Here is a 16,767-nt window from a genome sequence, read left to right as displayed (position 1 = left end):
TAATCTTAGGGCTTAGGCTTTGTAGTATCCGGGAATTGAGGCCCACCATTCGCGTCATTAGGGTTCGTTGGAGTTCCGCCATCGTTTCCACCCCAAACTTTCCTTAATTGTTCTCGCTTTAAAACCTTAACGGGCTCAACCTCTTTCCCGATAAAAGCCGATAATTGAATTTTTTTCATGCAGTTTTTTTATGTAAAAATAGAAAGATATCTATTCCAGTCAACGTATCTCAATAAATTTTAAAACGTGCTTCTTTGTTGCTAATATTACAGCCGCGGCGGTTTTTTGCTGCCGCGGCATAATATTACGGCAATGAAACATTTGGGCCTCATCGGTTACCCGCTTTCGCACTCTTTTTCAAAAAAATACTTTACCGAAAAATTCGAGAAAGAAGGCATTGAAGACTGCACTTACGAACTTTACCCCTTAGAAAATATCGACGATCTGCCAAAACTTCTGCATAAAAACCCGTATTTGTGTGGCTTAAACGTAACCATCCCCCACAAGGTAAGTGTGTTAAAACACCTCGACTGGATTGAGCACGATGCCAAGCGTGTGGGAGCGGTAAACTGTATCAAGGTGGTTTCGCAAAGTCCTGTATCAACTGCTTTTTCAGGCGAGTTAGCCTTTAACAATGACGATCTTTGGCTCGAAGGCCACAACACAGATATTTATGGTTTCGACGGTTCGCTTAACCCTTTGCTTACTCAAAACCATGATACCGCCCTTATACTGGGCGATGGTGGCGCGGCGCGCGCCGTTAAATGCGTGCTGGAGAACCGGGGCATTACTTACAAAACCGTAACCCGCAAGCCCGCTCCCGGCAATTTACTGTTCAGCGAACTTACCGTAAAGGATATTGAGGATAATAAACTCATCATTAATACCACCCCGCTGGGTACTTATCCTAATGTTGATGAGTGCCCGCCCATCCCTTATGAAGGTGTAGGCCACAAGCATCTTTTGTTTGACCTGGTTTACAACCCCGAAGAAACATTATTTTTGAAGAAGGGCAAAGAGCGCGGCGCCACCATTAAAAATGGTTATGAAATGTTAGTATTACAGGCCGAAAAAGCATGGGAAATATGGAACTCCAATACCGTAAAATAAACTTTTTGTGGATAGCGCTCATCGCGCTGGTATTTACCGCCTGCGGGGGCAATAACGATTTTTCGCCCAAGCCGAGGGGCTATTTCCGTATTGAATTCCCGAAAAAGGTATACCAGCCTTACAGTGAAGGCTGCCCTTTTACCTTTGAATATCCTAAATACAGCAAAATAGAACCCGACCGCTCTCCGGGGGCTAAACCCTGCTGGCAAAATATCCAGTTTCCGCAGTTTAACGCCACGCTGCACCTGAGCTACCAGCCGGTTACCTCTAAAAAGGAATTTAACCAACTGGTAGAAGACGCGCACAAGCTCAGCTTTAAACATACCGTTAAGGCCACTTCTATAGACGAAGGGCGCATCAGCTACCCTGATCGTAAGGTTTACGGCATTTATTACACCATTGATGGTAACGCGGCTTCATCGGCGCAGTTTTTTTTAACCGATAGTACCCACCATTACCTGCGCGGGGCACTGTACTTCAATTCCGAACCCAGGCTCGATTCCATACAACCCGTGCTCAACTTTATCAAGAAAGATGTGGATGTAATGATCAAAAGCTTTAAGTGGCGATAGTTTTTAAGGTTAAAGGCGAAAGGCAAAGGGTTAAGGGTTTTTCCGAGTTTCGTGACCTTTCGCCTTCCGCCTTTAACCTTTCACCTTAATACCCTACCTTTGCCGCATGGCCAAATTACAATCGTTTGTAAATAACCCTTACCAGGAAAACACCTACATCATTTATGATGAAACCGGCGAGTGCGCTATCATCGACCCCGGCATGTACACCCGGCCTGAGCAGGACGCCGTGGTAAATTTCATTAAGGATAACCAGCTTAAGCCCGTATTGCTGCTGAATACCCATTGCCATATAGACCATGTGCTGGGTAACCGCTTTGTATTTGACCAGTATGGATTAAAACCACAATTTAACGAGGGCGAATCGGAAACGCTGGCCGCTGTGGTGGCTTACGCGCCGGCCATGGGGTTCAGGTATGATGCCTCCCCCATACCGGATACTTATTTACCGGAAACCGGCACCATTACCTTTGGCAACACTACTTTGGAGCTGATCTTCGCGCCGGGGCATTCGCCCGCCAGTTTATGCTTTTACGATAAGCAAGCCAATATGCTGATAGGCGGCGATGTGCTTTTCCGCAGCAGCATTGGCCGCACCGACCTGCCGGGCGGCGACTATTCCACTTTGGTAAAAAGTATTGAAGAAAAACTATTCGTCCTGCCGGATGATTGTACCGTATACCCCGGCCACGGCCCCGAAACCACCATCGGTTTCGAAAAACAACATAATCCGTATTTATAAGTTATTAAAGGCAAGCAGCTTAATTTGAACACCTCGGTTTACATAGCCCGGCGATACCTGTTCTCCAAAAAACAGACCCACGCCATTAACATTATCTCCGGTATATCCATGCTGGGGGTATTGGTAGGGAGTGCCGCGCTTATTATCATCCTTTCCGTTTTTAATGGGCTGGAAGAGGTGATCCTGAAGCTGTACAGTAATTTCACGCCCGAACTAAAGATAGAGCCCAAACTCGGCAAAACCTTTAACCCCGATGAGCCTTACTTTCTGTCGCTCAAAAAAGATAAAAGCATTGTTTCATTCACCGAAGTGCTGGAAGAAAAAGCGCTTATTAAATATGCCGAACGTTCGTTCATCGGTACTGTTAAGGGTGTAAGCGACGATTTTTTAAAAGGCCGCCAACTGGATAGCACCATACAGTTTGGTTCCTTCACTTTAAAAGACAGAGGCACCGACTATGCCGTAATTGGCGCTACCGTGCAGGGTAGCCTCGGCGTAAGCCTTAAAAACCAGTTTATAGCGTTACAGGTATACTCGCCCAAGCGTACGGCGGGTAACTCTACCAATCCCATGAATGATTTTGTGTTCCGCTCCATACAGCCATCGGGGGTTTTTGGCATACAGCAGGATTTCGACGATATCATTATTACTCCCCTGGAGTTTACCCGCGACCTGCTCGAAGAACCCAACCGGGTATCATCACTCGAGATCAACTTTAAAAAAGGCACTGATATAGAGGAGATACAGGATAACATAATCGAAAAAATAGGCAACAAATACACGGTTAAAAACCGCAAACAGCAAAATACCGGCTTGTATAAAACCATCAACTACGAGCGTTGGTCTATATTCATGATACTGGTTTTTGTGCTCATTATCGCTTTATTTAATATTGTGGGCTCGCTTACCATGCTGGTAATTGATAAGCGAAAAGATATTGCCATACTTACCAGCCTGGGTGCCGGCAAACCGCTCATACAGGGCATTTTCTTTTTCGAGGGGATGATGATCTCCTTTATCGGCTGCATAGGCGGTATCATCATGGGCAGCCTGGTGTGTTTGGCTCAGCAGCATTTTAAGCTGATCAAAATGGGGTCGAGCCTTTCGGTACTGGATGCCTACCCGGTGGCTTTTAAACCTACCGATTTTGTGCTGGTATTTTTTACGGTATTAGCCATATCGGTTATCGCGTCGGGTATCAGCGCGCGGCTGAGCGTAAAGCGGCTGGATGAGATAAAGAAAGACTTGTAAAGTCGAGTAGTCTTTGGTCTGAAGTCTGGCAAACATTGACTCACCCGGTCTGCGCTACGCTGGACCACCCTCTCTGCTGCGATCAGCAAAGAAGGTATAAGAGGCAATTTTTCTCACCCTCTTTTCGCGCAGCGAAGAGAGGGTCGACGAGCGCAAGCGATGTCGGGGTGAGTCGGACCGTGAGCAACTATTAAAATAAAATGATAGCTTTAGGCATTGCCCGGCTCAAATAATTAATAAAACTCAATCGCCCGCAGGGCGTTACAATATTATGGAATCTAAACGTCAGCAAAAATTTGCAGGGGTGATCCAGGAAGACCTGGCAGCCATTTTTCAGCGCGAGGGCCAGAACTATCTGCCCAATACTTTGGTAACCATTACAAAAGTGCGCGTTACACCCGACCTGGCTATCGCCCGTGTGTTCCTCAGCTTTTTTAATCATACTAATACACAGCAATCGCTGGCAACTGTAAAGTCGCACGCATCAGAGATACGCTACAAGTTAGGCGCGCGTATCAAAGACCAGGTAAGGGTTATCCCTCAACTCGAGTTCTTTGTTGATGATACCAACGAATACGTGGAGCGTATGGACAAGATATTTGATAAGATAAGCAAGGAAGACCGCCAGCCGGATACGGACGAAAACTAAGCTCATGACCGCTATCGAAAAGCTGGCAGCTTACGTGAAGGAAAACCCGGCCACGTTTGGCAAGGTGGTAGACCTCGACCCGGTGTACGATAAGTTGTATCCGTTGGATCTCACCTTGTCTAACACCGAACTTACGCCGGAACTTTTAGCAGATACCGCCGCTTTTAGCGAATGGGTAAATCAATGCCTTGCTGTAAATAAATGCCGCTATGCTATTGGCGGGTATATGGAACACCGGGCTGTTTATACCCGTAGCCAGTTATTTAACGCGGAAGGCGAACCCCGCCGCCTGCACCTCGGGGTAGATATTTGGGGGCCGGCAGGTACAATCGTTTATGCCCCTGTAGCAGGTACCATACACAGCTTTGCAGATAATAACCACTTTGGCGATTACGGCCCAACCATTATCCTGCAGCACCAGTTTACCGAATTTACGCTGTACAGTTTATACGGGCATTTGAGCCGCAAAAGCCTGGAGGGCTTGCACAATGGTATGGTGATACAAAAGAACCAGCCTATTGGTACCTTTGGTGATGCCGGTGAAAATGGCAGCTGGCCGCCGCACCTGCATTTCCAGTTGATGCTGAATATTGGCGATGCCAGAGGCGATTACCCGGGCGTGGGTTATTACAGCCGCTTAAGCGAATATGAGCAAAATATCCCCGATCCTGAAGTGATACTGAATTTTGCCCCCTACGTGCAAACCTGGGCGTAAAATGTAACACCTTTATTATGCATACATAACTGATTGCATTTTACACATTAGTGCTTATATTTGCCATCGCAAAAAACTTCATTTTAATAATATAATGAGAGAAATACAATTCAGAGAAGCGCTACGTGAAGCCATGTCGGAAGAAATGCGCAACGATCAGAATATATACCTGATGGGCGAAGAGGTTGCCGAATATAACGGTGCCTACAAAGTAAGCCAGGGTATGCTTGATGAATTTGGCGCTAAGCGCGTTATTGATACACCTATCTCTGAGTTGGGTTTTGCCGGTATAGGTATAGGCTCGGCCATGAACGGCCTGCGCCCTATCATCGAGTTCATGACATTCAACTTCTCATTGGTAGCTATTGACCAGATCATTAACGGCGCTGCCAAAATGATGTCAATGAGCGGTGGCCAGTTCTCGGTACCTATCGTATTTCGTGGCCCTACTGGTAATGCCGGTATGCTTAGCTCACAACACAGCCAGTGTTTTGAGAACTGGTATGCCAACTGCCCGGGCTTAAAGGTAGTAGTACCTTCAAACCCTTATGACGCGAAAGGCCTGTTGAAATCAGCTATCCTTGATCCGGATCCGGTGATCTTCATGGAATCAGAATTAATGTATGGCGACAAAGGCGAAGTGCCTGAAGAAACTTACTATATTGAATTAGGTAAAGCGAAAGTAACCAAAGAAGGTACTGACGTTACCCTGGTTGGTTTCGGTAAGATCATGAAAGTGGTTAATGCCGCTGCTGCTGAGCTGGAAAAAGAAGGCATCAGCGCCGAAGTGATCGACCTGCGCACCGTACGCCCTATTGACTACGCTACCGTAATTGAATCGGTTAAGAAAACCAACCGCTTAGTTATTGTAGAAGAAAGCTGGCCTTTAGGTTCAATTGCTACCGAGGTAGCCTTTAAGGTGCAAAAAGACGCGTTTGACTATCTTGACGCGCCTATCCTGCGCTTAACCGGCGGCGATGTACCACTGCCATATGCGCCAACCCTTATCCAGGAGTACCTGCCAAATGCCGAGCGCCTGGTAAAAGCTGTAAAAGAAGTAATGTACGTAGCTAAATAAGCTTAACAACCCTTATACAAAGCCGCTTCAACTCAATTGAAGCGGCTTTTTTTATTACCCTCTATCAGCACACTGTCATATCCTACTTCCATTATTGGCATATCGGGAATAACCGATATATATTTGCATCATGGATCAGGTAGAAGTATTTAAGGCACTTTCCAACAAAACCCGTTTGCAGATCTTGAGCTGGCTCAAAGATCCGGAAGTACATTTCCCCGCACAGGCGCAAAATGGTTATGCCAATGGCGTATGCGTAGGCCAGATACATGCCAAAAGCAGCCTTACCCAATCTACCGTATCCGAATACCTTTCCAGCCTGCAGCGCGCGGGCCTCATCTCCTCTACACGGGTAGGGCAATGGACCTATTACAAACGTAACGAGGAAGCCTTTAAGGCACTGAGCAAATTAATTGAAGCAGATATCTAATTATATACTTATGAATACCGACAGTTTATTCAGGCCTTTCAGCCTAAAATCATTAAATATTAAAAACCGCATTGTAATGGCCCCCATGACGCGGTCATTCTCTCCAAACGGCGTACCTACAGAGGATGTAGCCCTTTATTACCGCAAACGCGCCGAAGGCGAAGTAGGTTTGATACTATCAGAAGGTACCGTGATCAATAGGCCGTCATCATCTAACGATGCCAACGTACCGCATTTTTACGGAACGGAAGCCTTAGCCGGATGGCAGCAGGTAATTAATAACGTACACGAGGCCGGTGGTGCTATGGGCCCGCAAATATGGCATATGGGTGTAATGGACAACCATGCTTCGGGCTGGGTACCTCCCGTACCTTTCGAAGGCCCTTCAGGCATTAACCGCCCCGGCAACAACAACGGCAAAACCATGACCGAAAGCGACATTGCCGACGTGATAGCCGCTTTTGGCCAGGCCGCGGCAGATGCCAAACAACTGGGTTTTGATTGCGTAGAGATACACGGCGCGCATGGCTACCTCATTGACCAGTTCTTTTGGGAAGGTACCAACCTGCGTACAGATAGCTATGGAGGTAAAACCTTACCTGAGCGCAGCCGCTTTGCCATAGAAGTAATTAAAGAAGTGCGTAAACGTGTTGGGGACGATTTTGCCGTTATTATACGCCTTTCGCAATTTAAGCCTTCTGCATATGATAACAAACTGGCAGCTACCCCTCAGGAAATGGAAGCCTGGCTTACCCCGCTTGCCGATGCCGGTATTGATATTTTCCACTGCTCGCAGCGCCGTTTCTGGGAACCTGAGTTTACCGACAGCGATCTTAACTTTGCCGGCTGGGCCAAAAAGCTTACCGGCAAGGCCACCATTACGGTAGGTTCGGTTGGCTTGTCGGGCGATTTCTTTGGCGCTTTTGCCGGCGAAAGCTCACAGGCCAGTTCTTTAGACGAACTGCTGAGAAGGTATGACCGCGGCGATTTTGATTTGGTAGCGGTGGGCCGCCCGCTGTTATCAGACCCGCAATGGACCAAAAAGGTACACCAGGGCCACAACGAGCAACTCAAGGGCTTTAGCCCGGCCGCGCTTGGCCAGTTGGTAATGGAATAATAATAAGCACGGCTCCTTTATCGGAGCCGTGCTTGTTTAACCGCATCATCATATTTAAAGCTTTATAGTTAACTTGCCTTAAGTTTTTGGCCCATAAACTGCTAAAGAATAGTCATGAGCAACATACTGCATATTTTAAACGGCGACGCTACCCTGTACGGCTTTGAAAGTACCGGCATTGATGGTGATATATTAATTTGGCGCGAGGTACTGTCTGAAGGCCCATTGATGGAGCGTATAGGCACTGCCGCGTTCTGGAAGCAAAGAGAAGCGTGGATTACATCAACCTTTGATGAAACACCTGAGGGATATGAGGAGAAAGTGATACAGCCGCTGGAGAAACTCAATAGCCCGTACTCCGAGATCAACCTGTGGTTTGAGTTCGACCTGCACTGCCAGGTGAACCTACTGGGCGTAATCATGCTGCTATCGCAACAAACAAACCTTAATGAGCGGGCGGTTTATCTGATCTGCCCTGATAGCTACCCCGATAAGCCTGATTTCAGAGGGATGGGTGAACTCAACGGCGACGAACTGGAATACCTGTATGATAACATCCGCGTGCAGCTAAGCGATTACGATATTGAACTGGCTACCGAGGCATGGGATATTTATTTGATGCAGGATGCAAAGGCCTTAGCGGACTGGCTGACCAAAGAGCGGTTCTGGGCAAATATGACCGCGTTAAAACCGGCACTGGGAGCCCAGTTAAAACGCCTGCAAACCAACAGCGAAGGGCATAATTATATTGCGCAAAGGTTACTGGATATTTACAACAGCGGTATAACCGACCGGCATCTCATCCACAAGGAATTCTTGAAAACCGAATCCATCTATGGCATGGGCGACGCAGAACTGAATACCTACCTGGATAAGCTGAACATAGCTTAATGGTCTGTTTCCTCGGCAAGATCTTTTAGCTGTTTGATACGGGCCTGTGTGCTTTGCGTTTTAGAGTTATAAACCGCTAATGGCGCCATAGAGCCCCCCTCATACAGTAACGCGTATATTTTTGCCTCCTCGTCCCTGAAAGCTACCCACTTGCGCTGCGATAAGGTGAGAGCCGTTTTTAGTTCAGGCGCTAACCGGCCCATTAAGGTTTTGTAGAGTGCATTTAACTCCTTATCAGCCGCCGCGAATTGCTTCTGCGCGCAAAGGTTCATTTCCAACTGCGTTTTGGCATTAGAGCAATCAACCGACTGGGCATGCAGGGTGCAGGTGAACAGTACAGCCACTATAAACGGCAGAAGTAGTTTGTGAAACATTTTTACAGGTTTACAAAGCATTGATGGAGCGTATTATTTCCTCCAGTAAACGCAAATCTTCCGTGAGATACTTACGTACAATAAACTTTGCACCGCTTGAATATTCTTTTACAAAAAGCTCACCTTGCATAGTCTCCGGGTAAAGCTCATCACGATAATATATAGGCACTCCTGCTTTCAGCATCTGTTCTGCTCCCCATCCGGCACCTTCATCTATTACCTTTTGTATAGGATCATTTTCATATAGCTCATCGAGGGTTATCATATTTGAAGATACTAAAATTTCAATAATTTATCCATCATTTCTTCCAAACGGGCTTTGGCCAGGAACTGGTCTTCAAGGGCCTTGTTCATCGGGATGGCGGTATCCAGGCTGGCGCAGCGCATTACCGGGCCATCAAGGTATTGGAAACAGTGCTCGCCTATATAGGCGGCTATTTCGCCGCCAAAACCGCTGGTGAGCGTATCCTCATTCAGCACCAGTACCTTTGAGGTTTTCTTTACCGTTTTTTCAACGGCTTCTTTATCCCATGGTTGCAGGCTGCGCAGGTCGAGTATCTCAATAGACTGGTCGGGATGATTATCGGCGTATTCCATGGCCCAGTGCACACCGAGGCCATAGGTGATAATGCTGGCTTTAGTACCCTTGCGTACAACGTTAGCCTTGCCTATTTCTACGTAATATTCCTCATCGGGCACTATACCATTAATGCTGCGGTACAACAGTTTATGCTCAAAATACATTACCGGGTTGGGGTCATTTATGGCGGCCATCAGCAAACCCTTAGCATCATCAGGGAAAGCGGGGTAAACCACTTTTAATCCGGGTGTTTTGGTAAACCAGGCCTCGTTACTCTGCGAATGGAAAGGCCCCGCGCCTGTGCCCGCGCCTGCCGGCATGCGGATAACCGTATCTACCGTTTGCCCCCAGCGATAATAGGTTTTAGCCAGGTTGTTCACTATCTGGTTAAAACCGCAGCTTACAAAATCGGCAAACTGCATTTCTACCACCGACTTGTAGCCGTTAATAGCCAGCCCCATGGCCGTACCCACAATACCCGATTCACAAATAGGTGTGTTACGTACCCTATCCTTGCCAAACTCCTCCACAAAGCCCTGGGTAATCTTAAAAGCACCGCCATACTCGGCAATATCCTGCCCCATCAACACCAGGTTAGCGTGTGCCTGCATACTTAGGCGTAGCGCGTCGCTTATAGCATCAATGTACCGTTTCTCAGAAAAGGTTTCGGCGGGCAGGTGGCGCGGATGGTTAAACAAGCGATACATGCTTTGCACCTCTGTTTGCTCATGGGGTATGATGTCCGGTTCGTTAAATACTTTCTCTACCTCATTGTCAATCAACGTGGTAAACTCCTTGCGTAAGAAGGGCACCCACTCGGGCCGCAGCACTTTCTCGTCCAGCAAAAACTTCTCGAAGCAATCTACCGGGTCGCGCTGTTTCCACTCATCAAACAAATGCTGGGGCACATATTTGGTTCCGGATGCCTCTTCGTGGCCCCGCATCCTAAAGGTCATGCACTCCAGCAATACCGGGCGCGGGTGTTCGCGCAGTTCTTTGGCCAGTTCATTAACGGTATGGTAAACCTCCAGGATGTTGTTCCCGTCTATCCGGCGCCCTTCCATGCCATAGCCTATAGCCTTATCGGCAAGGGTGGCGCAGCGGTACTGCTCATTGGTTGGGGTAGACAGGCCATAGCCGTTATTCTCTATCAAAAATATCACCGGCAGGTCCCAAACGGCGGCAATGTTAAGCGCTTCGTGGAAATCGCCTTCGCTGGTAGCGCCTTCTCCGGTAAATACCAGCGTTACCTTTTTATCTTTCTTTAATTTATCGGCAAGGGCTATACCATCAGCAAGGGCCAGCTGCGGGCCCAGATGCGATATCATCCCAATGATCTTATACTCTTGTGTTCCGAAATGAAAGGAGCGGTCGCGCCCGCGGGTAAAGCCCGACGCCTTGCCCTGCCACTGCCCCATTAAACGGGAAATGGGGATATCGCGCGAGGTAAACACTCCTAAATTGCGATGCATAGGCAGTATATATTCATCATTATTAAGCGCGAGCGTACTGCCTACGGCAATAGCTTCCTGCCCTATACCCGAAAACCATTTGCCGATACGCCCCTGCCGCAGTAGTATCAGCATTTTTTCTTCGACCAGCCGGGGCAATAACAGTTTCTTATAAAACGTTATCAAACCGTTGTCGTCGATATTTTTCCGGTCAAAAATCATTACGTAAAGCTAAGAAGTTTTTAAAACTTTGTATGTTTGAACATTCCACTATTCCGCTATGAAGCATTTGTACCTCAGAATTGCCTTGTTGTTCGTTTTTTTTGTGTTGATGGCCTTTGTACCCGACCATTTCCTGATGCCCGAACACTTCTTCCTGAAAAAAGGCGATACCCTGAGCCTGCACCTGCTGCTGGGCGAAAACCTGAGCAAGGATAGCGAGGTACCCTACGCCGCAAAGCAAACCACTAAACTCATGGTTTACGAAGGTAAGAAAACAACCGACCTTTCTAAAACTATTAAGAATAACGCCGTACCCTTACTGAGTTACCGCCCTGAAAACAACGGACTGATATTGGTATCGCTCAACAATAACGAAATAAACGAGATACCCCGCGAAGACTTCATGACCTTTTTAACCGAGCAGGGGTATGATAATATTGCCGAGAAGCTAAAAAACAGTAACGCGCTCAATTTTACCGAGAAATATAACCGTTACCTGAAAACACTGGTTACCGTTGGCGACGGCGGCGGCAACGATTACAACAAAATTGTTGGCGACGATTTCGAGATCACCCTAAAAAAGAACCCGTATAAACTCAACTACGGTGAAGACCTAACCGCTACAGTCACCTTTAAGGGCAAACCTTATGAGGGCCCGGTTTGGCTGTACATTAAAACCGCATCGGGCAATGTGTACCCGCAACAGCTTTCCAGCGATGCTTCCGGCAGAATTTACGCTAACATCAGTCGTGAGGGAATTTACATGATACGCGCTACCAAGTTTGAGGCTTCAAAAGGTAAAGATGCCGATTACGAATCATGGGTGGCCAGCTACATTTTCTCGTTCAGGAACCACGATGATGAGCCAAATACCTATAAGGAATTTGGCTTTGGCGATAAGCACTGATTAACCCAGCAGGTGCAGCTGCGAGAGGTCGAATTTGGGGCTTAGGGTATAGCGCAACTGTACCAACCCGGTATCATAGGTCTTGCTATCCAGCAGGGTCATATCTACTCTTTGCTGTATACCGTTAAACAGGGGCTTGCCACCACCCAGTATTACGGGGTGTACCGCCAGCAGCATTTCTGTAACCAGGCGCCTGTTCATCATTTCCGCGATCAGTTCGGCACCGCCAAACAGCCATATATCGCCGCCGGGCGCGTTGAGTACCTCGTTTACTACTGCATCAAACCCAGCTTTGCTAACTACCTTTATATTTTCGCCCGCCAGTGGAGTAACCGTATCTGAGAATACGTAAATATTAGGCACCGGGAACAGGTTGAGATCGGCACGTATCACCTCAAAACTTTTACGGCCGATAAACATGGTATCGGTATGGCTATAAAAAGCTTCCATACCATAGTCCTGATCGTTAAAGCACCAGTCGTACTCCCCGTTAGGGCCTTCAATAAAACCATCCAGGCTTACAGCCAGGTTCATGATCACTTTTCGCATGTTAAAACAGGTTTATTCGGACCGGTGGCCTTCTTTCCATAACTGACTGAAGGATTTCTCGGCAACCTTAGGCATTTCCTTGTAATGGCCCCAGGTTTTCTTAAAGAAGATACGCATGAAAAGGTTTTTCATTTTGCCACCAAAAAAATCGGTAAGGCTGCGTTTGAGCATTCCTTTGGTCCATATGGCCCAGCCCCATTTTTCTTTTAATGGGGTAAGCCCTTCCTTTACCGCGTCGCGGCGGTTAAGCAGCAGCATTTTATGGATATCTATTTTTACCGGGCACACCTCGGTACATTTACCGCACAGGCTGGAGGCATAGCTCAGGTGTTTAAACTTTTCCATGCCCTGTAAATGCGGGGCAATAACGGAACCTATAGGGCCGCCATAAGTAAAATCATAGGTGTGGCCGCCAATGTTCTGGAAAACCGGGCAAACATTTAAACAGGCGCCGCAGCGTATGCAGTAAAGGCCCTGCCGCTGGTCTTTTTGCGCTAAAAGATTGGTACGGCCATTATCCAGCAACACTACGTACATTTCTTCGGGGCCGTCTGTTTCGTGCGGCTGGCGGGGGCCGCTCAGTATGGTGTTATATACCGTAAGGTTTTGGCCGGTACCATGCGTAGCCAGCATGGGCCAAAAGGTATCCAGGTCGGTAATAGAAGGTATCATTTTCTCAATACCCACTACCGCTATATGTATCTTGGGAAAGCTGGTAGTTAGCCGGGCATTACCTTCGTTCTCGCTTATGGCAATGCTGCCGGTATCAGCAATCAGGAAGTTGGCCCCGGTGATACCTACATCAGCCTGCAGATATTTTGTTCGTAATATCTCACGCGCTTTTTGGGTAAGCTGCTCGGGCGTACTGTCTAACGGGCTGCCGAATTTTTCATTAAACAGTTTAGCGATATCCTCGGTAGAAAGGTGCATGGCCGGCGTTACCATGTGGTAGGGCTCCTGCCCCAGCAACTGTACAATATACTCCCCCAGATCGCTCTCAAGGGCCTCTATACCGTTCTCCTGCAGGGCTGCGTTGAGGTGGATCTCCTCGGTAGCCATTGATTTTGATTTGATAACCGATCTGGCACCCGCCTTTTGTATAATTTGCAGTATTTCGCGGCGGGCTTCATCAGCATCATTGGCCCATATTATCTTGCCACCACGTTTGAGGAAATTTGATTCAAACTCGGGCAGGAACTTGTCCAGGTTTTCCATTACCCGCCATTTGGTTACGTGGCCCTTCTTTTTGGAGTGCTCGAGATTGATCATCGCTTCTTTACCACGCTCAAACGCCACACCGTACTTATCAATATTCTTGTTGATAATACGGCGATGGTCAATCTCAAACGCTTTTTGCTCCGATGCTGCCAAAAATTCTTCTGCCGTGTTCCCCATGTATGCGAAAGTAAATAAAGCTGATAAAAGTTTTACGATATCTTTAAAAATGCCGCCCTTGTTAACAACAAAAGCGGCCCGTGAGCCGCTCTTATTGTTATAAACAGGTTGAAAATATCTTACCGGGTGCCTTTGGCCGCGTCGGCCTTGTCTACTACCGGGCGGTTATCGCGGTTAGCCAGTTCCCAGCCGGTATAGAAAGCCAGCTGCGCACGTTTCGCCAGCAGCGGGAAGTTGATCTTACTTACTTCATCGCCGGGAGCATGATAATCAGCATGTACACCATTAAAGTAGAAGATAATTGGCACGTTGTAACGGGCAAAGTTATAATGATCTGAACGGTAATAGAAGCGGTTAGGATCGTTCGGATCATCGTACTTATAGTCCAGTTTCATCTTGGTATAAGTGTTATTGGCCTCTTCGCCAATTTTATGCAGATCGGAGCTCAGCATGTTTGAACCTATCGAATACACATAGTTGGCAGAATCGGGCTTGCCAATGTATTCTTCACCAACGCGGCCAATCATGTCAATGTTAAGATCGGCAATGGTGTTTGCCAGCGGAAATACCGGATGATCGGTATAGTACTCTGAGCCTAACAAGCCTTTTTCCTCACCTACGTTACCCAGGAACAGCACACTGCGACGAGGGCCTTTGCCATCTTTTTTAGCCTGTGAGAAAGCGCGTGCTATCTCCAGTATACCGGTAGTACCGGAACCATCATCATCGGCACCGTTGTTTACCTTATCGGTAGCGCCCGGGCGCAGGTTTAAACCAATATGGTCATAGTGGGCCGAAAAAACCAGTACTTCGTCTTTTAGTTTAGGGTCGCTTCCGGGCATAAAGCCTAACACATCAACAGCCTTAACATCTTTGGTAGTGCTGCTAATGGTAACCGCCGCGGTACCTTTAATTACCTGCGTTTGTTTACCTGCTTTAGCAGCGGCTTTAAGGTCGGCATAGCTTTTACCGCTTGCTTTTAAGGCGGCGTCAGCCACGGGGCCTGTTACCATAAATAAAGGGGCCGATGTATCTTTCTTTTCATCAGCAGTGGCTTTTTTAATAGTAAGGCGACCTGCACCACTTGGGTTTACGCCGTTAAAGCGTGCCAGCACAGCGGTTAAGCCTTCATTTACAGCCAGCACCAAAGCCGGCTTTTTCTCCATTATTGCTTTTACAATGGCCTGGCGGGCAGCATTCATGCGGTAACCGGTATTGGCTTCCTTGCCTGCTTCCGGCTTGTCCTCATTTATCCAAACCACCACTTTGCCGGCAATATCGGTACCTGCCAATTCATCGGCAGTACCAAAACCTACAAATACCACCTCGTTGCTGTTTACTTTGGTTTCTGCAGAGCCCTGGTAAACAAAGTCTTTCCAGTTCATGAAACTCTGGCCGTTAAGCGTTAGCGGACTAACGGTAACCATATTTTCTACCAGCGGTACATCTAAAAAGTAGGAGCCCTTTACCGGTGCCTGCAAGCCTAATTTTTTAAATTCAGCGGCAATGTAGTTAGCCGCTTTTTCGGCGCCCGGCTTGCCTGTTTCGCGGCCTTCAAACTCATCAGAAGCCAAAATGCTCAGATGCCTTTTAGCATCGGCAGCGGTAATGAGGCTACCGTACTTTACCGCTGTCGGGTTTTGCGCGCAGGCCGTTGCCGAAATGGCCAGGCCCGTAACCCATAGTGTCAGTTTTTTCATTTAATTTTTACTAATTGGTCAGTTTATAGTTAACAACTTATTTTATCGACACGCCTTGCATGGCGGCCGCCTTCAAATTCTTCGGTTAAAAATGTTTCGATAGTAGCCTTCGCCTCATCCAGGCTCATGTGGCGGGCGGGCAGGCAAAGCACATTGGCATTGTTGTGGGTGCGTGCGGGTACTGCCAGATCGCGTTTCCAGCAAATAGCGGCACGTATGTGCTGGTGCTTGTTAGCCGTCATGGCTACACCGTTGGCGCTACCGCATATCAATATCCCAAAATCGGCTTCGCCGCTTTCAACAGCGTTAGCTACCAGATGCGCGAAATCCGGGTAATCGGCAGATTCGGAGGAATACGTACCGAAATCATTAAAGGTAATGTTATCAAACATACCCAGTATGGCCTGCTTAAAATCAAACCCGGCATGGTCAGCCCCAATGGCTATCTTTAACCCATTTTTCATCAGCTCAAATTTATTGTTTTATTGTGTGGGCTAAGGTAAAGATTTTGTTGGAAAGCAATATTGTGTAAGGATAATATCGGATAATGAATGCCTCACCTAAATCCTCTCCAAAGAAGAGGACTTTGTAAAGATGCTGCTATTGAGCCCTCTCCTCTGGAGAGGGCAGGGTGAGTCTTATTGGATTGCCACATTACTTAAAACAGTGTCATTGCGAGGATGCCGGAGGCGACGTGGCAATCTCATAGGCAGTTTACGATTGCTTGTCCTATAAGATTGCTACGCTCGCAATGACATTTCTGTTTTTATAAAACTTCGTATTTGCAAGGGCAGCCTCACCTAAATCCTCTCCAAAGGAGAGGATTTTGTAAAGATGCTGCGATTGAACCCTCTCCTCTGGAGAGGGCAGGGTGAGGCTTGTTGGATTGCCACGCTGGCGCTCGCAATGACATTTCTGCTTTTACAAAACTTCGTATTTGCAAGGGCAGCCTCACCTAAATCCTCTCCAAAGGAGAGGACTTTATAAAGATGCCGTTATTGAACCCTCTCCTATGGAGAGGGCAGGGTGAGGCT

Annotated in this window: 19 protein-coding genes; 11 read left to right on the top strand and 8 right to left on the bottom strand. The window is 47.5% G+C overall.

Translation table 11 applies throughout. The annotated features are described in order from the left end of the window. Positions 1–5: 5 nt before the first annotated feature. A complete protein-coding gene (locus tag CKK33_RS19460; protein WP_158223398.1) occupies positions 6–179 on the bottom strand; it encodes a hypothetical protein in 174 nt (57 codons plus the stop codon). A gap of 133 nt (positions 180–312) precedes the next feature. Between CKK33_RS19460 and CKK33_RS05825 the strand changes: the two genes are divergently transcribed. From CKK33_RS05825 to CKK33_RS05780, 10 genes are all read left to right on the top strand, one after another. After that, positions 313–1,110 carry a shikimate dehydrogenase gene (locus tag CKK33_RS05825; RefSeq protein ID WP_095703204.1) on the top strand — a complete coding sequence of 266 codons (798 nt, stop codon included), beginning with the start codon at positions 313–315 and terminating at the stop codon, positions 1,108–1,110. Beyond that, the gene (gene gldD / locus CKK33_RS05820; RefSeq protein WP_095703203.1) at positions 1,086–1,682 is read left to right on the top strand and encodes a gliding motility lipoprotein GldD; all 597 of its coding nucleotides are present in this window, start codon (positions 1,086–1,088) and stop codon (positions 1,680–1,682) included. Before CKK33_RS05825 ends, gldD begins: the two co-directional genes overlap by 25 nt. A 106-nt stretch (positions 1,683–1,788) precedes the next feature. Then, positions 1,789–2,424 carry an MBL fold metallo-hydrolase gene (locus CKK33_RS05815; protein WP_095703202.1) on the top strand — a complete coding sequence of 212 codons (636 nt, stop codon included), beginning with the start codon at positions 1,789–1,791 and terminating at the stop codon, positions 2,422–2,424. Positions 2,425–2,448: 24 nt separating this feature from the next. After that, on the top strand, positions 2,449–3,675 hold the full coding sequence (locus CKK33_RS05810) for an FtsX-like permease family protein (protein ID WP_095703201.1): 1,227 nt from the start codon (positions 2,449–2,451) through the stop codon (positions 3,673–3,675). A gap of 271 nt (positions 3,676–3,946) precedes the next feature. Beyond that, positions 3,947–4,324: a 30S ribosome-binding factor RbfA gene (rbfA, locus tag CKK33_RS05805; protein ID WP_095703200.1), complete on the top strand. Its 378-nt coding sequence runs from the start codon at positions 3,947–3,949 to the stop codon at positions 4,322–4,324. A 4-nt stretch (positions 4,325–4,328) separates the two neighbouring features. Then, positions 4,329–5,039, top strand: coding sequence for a peptidoglycan DD-metalloendopeptidase family protein (locus CKK33_RS05800; protein WP_095703199.1), 711 nt, complete (start codon positions 4,329–4,331; stop codon positions 5,037–5,039). 94 nt (positions 5,040–5,133) lie between these two features. Continuing rightward, positions 5,134–6,117 carry a pyruvate dehydrogenase complex E1 component subunit beta gene (locus CKK33_RS05795; RefSeq protein ID WP_095703198.1) on the top strand — a complete coding sequence of 328 codons (984 nt, stop codon included), beginning with the start codon at positions 5,134–5,136 and terminating at the stop codon, positions 6,115–6,117. 130 nt (positions 6,118–6,247) lie between these two features. Then, on the top strand, positions 6,248–6,547 hold the full coding sequence (locus CKK33_RS05790; protein ID WP_095703197.1) for a helix-turn-helix transcriptional regulator: 300 nt from the start codon (positions 6,248–6,250) through the stop codon (positions 6,545–6,547). A 10-nt stretch (positions 6,548–6,557) separates the two neighbouring features. Next, on the top strand, positions 6,558–7,664 hold the full coding sequence (locus tag CKK33_RS05785) for an NADH:flavin oxidoreductase (protein WP_095705764.1): 1,107 nt from the start codon (positions 6,558–6,560) through the stop codon (positions 7,662–7,664). Between the two features lie 114 nt (positions 7,665–7,778). Continuing rightward, on the top strand, positions 7,779–8,555 hold the full coding sequence (locus CKK33_RS05780; RefSeq protein ID WP_095703196.1) for a hypothetical protein: 777 nt from the start codon (positions 7,779–7,781) through the stop codon (positions 8,553–8,555). Here the strand turns inward: CKK33_RS05780 and CKK33_RS05775 are convergent. Genes CKK33_RS05775 through CKK33_RS05765 form a run of 3 tightly spaced genes read right to left on the bottom strand, consistent with a single transcriptional unit; the run spans position 8,552 to position 11,182 of the window. After that, positions 8,552–8,929, bottom strand: coding sequence for a lysozyme inhibitor LprI family protein (locus CKK33_RS05775; RefSeq protein ID WP_158223397.1), 378 nt, complete (start codon positions 8,927–8,929; stop codon positions 8,552–8,554). The two genes, CKK33_RS05780 and CKK33_RS05775, sit on opposite strands and share 4 nt — an antisense overlap. 10 nt (positions 8,930–8,939) lie before the next feature. Continuing rightward, positions 8,940–9,194, bottom strand: a complete 255-nt coding sequence (locus CKK33_RS05770) for a hypothetical protein (RefSeq protein ID WP_095703194.1) — start codon at positions 9,192–9,194, stop codon at positions 8,940–8,942. Positions 9,195–9,205: 11 nt separating this feature from the next. Beyond that, positions 9,206–11,182, bottom strand: a complete 1,977-nt coding sequence (locus tag CKK33_RS05765) for a thiamine pyrophosphate-dependent enzyme (RefSeq protein WP_095703193.1) — start codon at positions 11,180–11,182, stop codon at positions 9,206–9,208. A 58-nt stretch (positions 11,183–11,240) separates the two neighbouring features. Between CKK33_RS05765 and CKK33_RS05760 the strand changes: the two genes are divergently transcribed. Next, positions 11,241–12,089, top strand: coding sequence for a DUF4198 domain-containing protein (locus CKK33_RS05760; RefSeq protein ID WP_095703192.1), 849 nt, complete (start codon positions 11,241–11,243; stop codon positions 12,087–12,089). Here the strand turns inward: CKK33_RS05760 and CKK33_RS05755 are convergent, their stop codons facing one another. The 4 genes from CKK33_RS05755 to rpiB form a co-directional block, all read right to left on the bottom strand. Further along, positions 12,090–12,638 carry a dihydrofolate reductase family protein gene (locus tag CKK33_RS05755; protein WP_095703191.1) on the bottom strand — a complete coding sequence of 183 codons (549 nt, stop codon included), beginning with the start codon at positions 12,636–12,638 and terminating at the stop codon, positions 12,090–12,092. Between the two features lie 12 nt (positions 12,639–12,650). After that, positions 12,651–14,033, bottom strand: coding sequence for a LutB/LldF family L-lactate oxidation iron-sulfur protein (locus CKK33_RS05750; protein ID WP_095703190.1), 1,383 nt, complete (start codon positions 14,031–14,033; stop codon positions 12,651–12,653). 119 nt (positions 14,034–14,152) lie between these two features. Continuing rightward, positions 14,153–15,733, bottom strand: a complete 1,581-nt coding sequence (locus tag CKK33_RS05745; protein ID WP_095703189.1) for a M28 family peptidase — start codon at positions 15,731–15,733, stop codon at positions 14,153–14,155. Between the two features lie 29 nt (positions 15,734–15,762). After that, positions 15,763–16,197, bottom strand: coding sequence for a ribose 5-phosphate isomerase B (gene rpiB / locus CKK33_RS05740; RefSeq protein ID WP_095703188.1), 435 nt, complete (start codon positions 16,195–16,197; stop codon positions 15,763–15,765). Between the last annotated feature and the right edge of the window lie 570 nt (positions 16,198–16,767).

Source organism: Mucilaginibacter sp. MD40, from assembly GCF_002288635.1.
Taxonomy (GTDB): Bacteria; Bacteroidota; Bacteroidia; order Sphingobacteriales; family Sphingobacteriaceae; genus Mucilaginibacter.
The sequence above is the reverse complement of the archived record's forward strand: the minus strand, read 5'-3'. Positions and strand labels throughout refer to the sequence as shown.

What these genes read in the sequence shown, in the direction of transcription:
- CKK33_RS19460 (WP_158223398.1), bottom strand. Translation starts at nt 179, where the DNA reads ATGAAAAAAATTCAATTATCGGCTTTTATCGGGAAAGAGGTTGAGCCC.
- CKK33_RS05825 (WP_095703204.1), top strand. Translation starts at nt 313, where the DNA reads ATGAAACATTTGGGCCTCATCGGTTACCCGCTTTCGCACTCTTTTTCA.
- gldD (WP_095703203.1), top strand. Translation starts at nt 1,086, where the DNA reads ATGGAACTCCAATACCGTAAAATAAACTTTTTGTGGATAGCGCTCATC.
- CKK33_RS05815 (WP_095703202.1), top strand. Translation starts at nt 1,789, where the DNA reads ATGGCCAAATTACAATCGTTTGTAAATAACCCTTACCAGGAAAACACC.
- rbfA (WP_095703200.1), top strand. Translation starts at nt 3,947, where the DNA reads ATGGAATCTAAACGTCAGCAAAAATTTGCAGGGGTGATCCAGGAAGAC.
- CKK33_RS05800 (WP_095703199.1), top strand. Translation starts at nt 4,329, where the DNA reads ATGACCGCTATCGAAAAGCTGGCAGCTTACGTGAAGGAAAACCCGGCC.
- CKK33_RS05795 (WP_095703198.1), top strand. Translation starts at nt 5,134, where the DNA reads ATGAGAGAAATACAATTCAGAGAAGCGCTACGTGAAGCCATGTCGGAA.
- CKK33_RS05790 (WP_095703197.1), top strand. Translation starts at nt 6,248, where the DNA reads ATGGATCAGGTAGAAGTATTTAAGGCACTTTCCAACAAAACCCGTTTG.
- CKK33_RS05785 (WP_095705764.1), top strand. Translation starts at nt 6,558, where the DNA reads ATGAATACCGACAGTTTATTCAGGCCTTTCAGCCTAAAATCATTAAAT.
- CKK33_RS05780 (WP_095703196.1), top strand. Translation starts at nt 7,779, where the DNA reads ATGAGCAACATACTGCATATTTTAAACGGCGACGCTACCCTGTACGGC.
- CKK33_RS05775 (WP_158223397.1), bottom strand. Translation starts at nt 8,929, where the DNA reads ATGTTTCACAAACTACTTCTGCCGTTTATAGTGGCTGTACTGTTCACC.
- CKK33_RS05770 (WP_095703194.1), bottom strand. Translation starts at nt 9,194, where the DNA reads ATGATAACCCTCGATGAGCTATATGAAAATGATCCTATACAAAAGGTA.
- CKK33_RS05765 (WP_095703193.1), bottom strand. Translation starts at nt 11,182, where the DNA reads ATGATTTTTGACCGGAAAAATATCGACGACAACGGTTTGATAACGTTT.
- CKK33_RS05760 (WP_095703192.1), top strand. Translation starts at nt 11,241, where the DNA reads ATGAAGCATTTGTACCTCAGAATTGCCTTGTTGTTCGTTTTTTTTGTG.
- CKK33_RS05755 (WP_095703191.1), bottom strand. Translation starts at nt 12,638, where the DNA reads ATGCGAAAAGTGATCATGAACCTGGCTGTAAGCCTGGATGGTTTTATT.
- CKK33_RS05750 (WP_095703190.1), bottom strand. Translation starts at nt 14,033, where the DNA reads ATGGGGAACACGGCAGAAGAATTTTTGGCAGCATCGGAGCAAAAAGCG.
- CKK33_RS05745 (WP_095703189.1), bottom strand. Translation starts at nt 15,733, where the DNA reads ATGAAAAAACTGACACTATGGGTTACGGGCCTGGCCATTTCGGCAACG.
- rpiB (WP_095703188.1), bottom strand. Translation starts at nt 16,197, where the DNA reads ATGAAAAATGGGTTAAAGATAGCCATTGGGGCTGACCATGCCGGGTTT.